This window comes from Mesorhizobium sp., assembly GCF_004962925.1.
Lineage (GTDB): Bacteria > Pseudomonadota > Alphaproteobacteria > Rhizobiales > Rhizobiaceae > Mesorhizobium.
Genome location: NZ_SUEO01000106.1, coordinates 2064 through 5387, shown reverse-complemented (window position 1 = coordinate 5387; position 3324 = coordinate 2064). Strand labels below are relative to the sequence as shown.

General features: G+C 65.7%; 6 protein-coding genes. 3 read left to right on the top strand and 3 right to left on the bottom strand.

What is annotated here, in order from left to right:
* The 3 genes from E5W87_RS20315 to E5W87_RS20305 form a co-directional block, all read left to right on the top strand.
* Positions 1-759 (top strand): ATP-binding cassette domain-containing protein (locus E5W87_RS20315; RefSeq protein ID WP_292401340.1); only part of this gene is annotated, 759 nt, incomplete at its 5' end.
* On the top strand, positions 756-1772 hold the full coding sequence (locus E5W87_RS20310) for an ABC transporter permease (protein ID WP_292401337.1): 1017 nt from the start codon (positions 756-758) through the stop codon (positions 1770-1772). The genes E5W87_RS20315 and E5W87_RS20310, both read left to right, overlap by 4 nt.
* A 47-nt stretch (positions 1773-1819) precedes the next feature.
* Complete coding sequence (locus E5W87_RS20305) at positions 1820-2317, top strand: N-acetyltransferase (RefSeq protein ID WP_292401335.1); 498 nt, start codon at positions 1820-1822, stop codon at positions 2315-2317.
* Positions 2318-2353: 36 nt separating this feature from the next.
* On the opposite strand, the gene E5W87_RS20300 is transcribed toward E5W87_RS20305, so the two are convergent.
* The 3 genes from E5W87_RS20300 to E5W87_RS20290 all read right to left on the bottom strand — a co-directional run.
* Positions 2354-2482, bottom strand: a complete 129-nt coding sequence (locus E5W87_RS20300) for a hypothetical protein (RefSeq protein WP_292401332.1) — start codon at positions 2480-2482, stop codon at positions 2354-2356.
* 19 nt (positions 2483-2501) lie between these two features.
* Positions 2502-2717, bottom strand: coding sequence for a hypothetical protein (locus E5W87_RS20295; RefSeq protein WP_292401329.1), 216 nt, complete (start codon positions 2715-2717; stop codon positions 2502-2504).
* Positions 2718-2801: 84 nt separating this feature from the next.
* Positions 2802-3324 (bottom strand): TCP-1/cpn60 chaperonin family protein (locus tag E5W87_RS20290; protein WP_292401326.1); only part of this gene is annotated, 523 nt, incomplete at its 5' end.

The following is a 3324-nucleotide window of genomic DNA, read 5'->3' as shown; positions in this document are numbered from 1 at the left end:
CGCACGGTGCGCGATCCGCAGGCGCCGCACGCCATCGTGCTCGAAGGCGTCGACCTCGACCTCAAGGCGGGCGAGATCCTCGGCGTTGCCGGCCTTGTCGGTTCCGGCCGCACCGAGCTTGCCCGCGCCATCTTCGGCGCCGACCGTATCGCCGCCGGCACCATCACGCTCGACGGCAAGACGATCGCGCCTGAAACACCCGCCGACGCCATCGCGCTCGGCATCGGCCTGGTGCCGGAAGACCGCAAGCATCAGGCGATCTTCGCCGCGCTCGGCATCCTGACCAACTTTTCCATCGCGGCATTAGGCCGCTACTCCAACGCCGCCGGCTTCATGACCGAGCGGCGCGAGCGCGAAGCGCTGGCAAGCTACAGAAAGACGCTGTCGATCCGCATGGCCTCGCCCGAGCAGCCCATAGAGGGGCTATCCGGCGGCAACCAGCAGAAGGTCATCCTTGCCCGCTGGCTGGCGCGCGACCCCAAGGTGCTGATCGTGGATGAACCGACGCGCGGCGTCGATGTCGGCGCCAAGGCCGAGGTGCATCAGATACTGGTGCAACTCGCGGCGCGCGGCATCGCCATCATGATGATCTCTTCGGAATTGCCCGAGGTGCTTGCCGTGTCCGACAGGATCGTCACCATGCGGCGCGGACGCATCACCGGCGAGATGCCCGGCATCGAGGCGACAGAGGAAAAACTGATGGAACTGATGGCGCTCGACCAGAAGCAGGAAGCCCAGAATCGGGAAGCAATGCAATGACCAGCGCCACCGAACAGAACCAGCGCGGCGGCATCAATATTGCGCGCCTGCTGATGAGCTTCGGTCCGCTGATGTTCCTGGCGCTGCTGATCGTCGTTTTTACCGTCCTGAAGCCGAGCTTCATCGACCCCATCAACATCTTCAACATCATGCGGCAGATCTCGATCACCGGGCTGATCGCGCTCGGCATGACCTTCGTCATCCTCACCGCCGGCATCGACCTGTCGGTCGGCTCACTGCTGGCCTTCTGCGGCATGGTCGCGGCGGTGGTGGCCAAGGGGGGCACCGCCAACACGCTGTCGCTGTCGACGTCGGGCACGCAAGGTTATGGCTGGTTTGCCGCACTTCTGGCCGCCGTCGTCATCGGCGCCCTGGCCGGCGGCGTCCAGGGCTTTGCCATCACCAGGCTGAAGGTGCCGCCCTTCGTCGTCACGCTCGGCGGCCTCACCGTGTTTCGCGGCCTGACGCTGACGATCTCCAATGGCGGCCCGATCTCCGGCTTCGATGCCTCGATGCGCTGGTTCGGCACCGGCCTGATCGGCCCGGTGCCGGTGCCGGCGATCATCTTCGCGGCGGCGGCGATCCTGTGCCACATCGTGCTGCGCTACACGCGCTACGGCCGCGCCGTCTACGCCGTCGGCGGCAATGCCGAAGCGGCAAGGCTGTCCGGCCTGCGCGTCGACCGCATCCTGATCTCGGTCTATGTCATCGTCGGCTTCTTCGCCGGCCTTGCCGCCTTCGTGCTGTCGGCGAGGCTCAATTCCTCGGAAGCCGTCGCCGGCATCGGCTATGAGCTGACAGTGATCTCGGCGGTCGTCATCGGCGGCACCTCGCTGTTCGGTGGCATCGGCAGCGTCGGCGGCACGGTGGTGGGCGCGGCGCTGATCGGCGTGCTGCAGAATGGGCTGCAATTCAACAACGTCTCGTCCTACACCCAAAGCATCGTCATCGGCCTGATCCTCATCCTCGCGGTGGCCTTCGATCGCTGGCTGAAATCGCGGGTGAGGCGGTGATCCGAGGAGCGAAGGCTGCGATGTCGTAAACTGCCGGGGAGGTAGCGATGACCCAGATCAGAACCATGACCGAACAGGACGTGCCGTCGGTATCGCAACTCCTTGGCGAGTCCTGGCGCCGCACCTATTCGCCGATCATCGGCGCCAAGACCACGGCACGCATCTCGGACGGCCGTCACGCGCCGCAAAAGATCGCGGCGGAACTGGCCGACGACAACAAGATGTCGTTCGTCGCGGTACGGCCGGACGGCTCGATTGCCGGCTACGCGATGGCCGAGATGGACGAAACCGGCAACGTCATTCTTGACCGGCTCCACATCGACAAGAGCGAGTTCGGCACGGGGCTGGCCGCCGATATGCTGCATGCCGTCCTTGCCGCCCATTCGGGCATCCCGAGCATCGCCCTCGAAGTGATCGAAGGGAATGACCGGGCGATCGCATTCTACCGCAAGCACGGGTTCGAAGTGGTCGAGCGCAGGCCCGCGCCGCACGGTGTGGAAGGCCATGCATCGCTCATCATGCGCAGGCTGCTGCCGCGGGCTTAGTTCAAGCTTCCCCGCGGTCGGCGAACCGTCTTCCACTCAGGCCGGCGCATTGACGCGCTGCGAACGCGTCGGCCAATCGGCGAGCGTCCCTCCCGCAACCGTAGAACTCGTCTGCGGCGCGAGAAGATCGTTGCGGCGGGCGACCATCTCAGCAGGCGCAGGCACTCACGCATCCGCGCCGCAATCATTTGCGCTCCTCCTTGCCGGCTCCCAATCGCTGAGCCGACAGGAACATCAGCGTGTAGGCCGCCTTGCGGCGATCCCAGCCGGCCGACTCGACTGCGTCCAGCAATCCGTCGACAAGCGGCGCCAGTGCCGTCTTGCACTCCGTTTCATAGTTGAAATCGGTCCTGGGAAGGGTCGGCGCGGCGATCTTTCCCAAACTGTTCATCATGTCCATGGCAACACCTGCATATGGTACCGGGCACGACCGTGCCCGCCATCGCGTCGGCGGGCACGGTCGTTTGTCCTCAGAAGCCTGGCCTCAGTAATCCATGCCGGCAGGCATCGCCGGAGCGGCCGCTTCCTTCTTCGGCTTCTCGGCCACCATAGCCTCGGTGGTGACGAGCAGGCCGGCAACAGAGGCGGCACCCTGCAGCGCAGTGCGCACGACCTTGGCCGGATCGATGACGCCCTGTGAGTACAGGTCGCCGAACTCGTTGGTCTGCGCGTTCCAGCCATAGCCGAAGTCGCTCGTCTCGCGCAGCTTGCCGACGATGATCGAACCTTCCGCACCGGCGTTCTCGGCGATCTGGCGCACCGGCGCTTCGATGGCGCGACGCACGATGTCGACACCGGTCTTCTGGTCGGGATTGTCGACGGCAACGCTATCGAGCGCCTTCGCCGCCCTGAGCAGCGCCACGCCGCCCCCGGGCAGTATGCCTTCCTCGACCGCCGCGCGTGTGGCGTGCATTGCATCGTCGACGCGATCCTTGCGCTCCTTGACCTCGACCTCGGTCAAGCCGCCGACGCGGATGACAGCGACACCGCCGGCGAGCTTAGCCAGC